Origin of the sequence: Cereibacter changlensis JA139 (assembly GCF_003034985.1) — a bacterium.
GTDB classification, from domain to species: domain Bacteria; phylum Pseudomonadota; class Alphaproteobacteria; order Rhodobacterales; family Rhodobacteraceae; genus Cereibacter; species Cereibacter changlensis.
On record NZ_PZKG01000449.1, the window covers coordinates 1 to 371 of the forward strand.

1 protein-coding gene is annotated in these 371 nt (G+C 65.8%); it reads right to left on the minus strand.

The features are described from left to right. A partial coding sequence (gene ftsL, locus C5F48_RS24615; protein ID WP_107666189.1) for a cell division protein FtsL occupies positions 1-344 on the minus strand: 344 nt, incomplete at its 3' end. Positions 345-371 lie beyond the last annotated feature (27 nt).

Below are 371 nucleotides of genomic sequence, written 5' to 3' on the forward strand. Positions count from 1 at the left end.
AGCGGTTCTTCCTGCTGACCCATGACGTTGACCGGCTGGGTGAAATTGAACAGCGGTTCGGGCGGATAGGCGACCTGGTCGGCCGCGCCGAACTGGTCGGCCTCCAGCGGCAGCAATCCCAGACGGTCGAAGTTGATCGCCGCCAGCTCGCGCAGCCGGTCGGGGCGGTTCAGATAGGCCCATTCGGCGCGCTGCACCGACAGCCCCTCGCGCAGCGCGGCGATCTCGCGATTCAGGCCCGAGACATCCTTCAGCGCCTGCTGCGTCGCGTAATTCTCGCGATAGGCCCAGAAGGCCAGCGCCATGACGGCGAGGAAGCTGAGCACGTAGAACACGGGGCGCATTCAGCGGCGTCCTTTCTTCGGGATGAG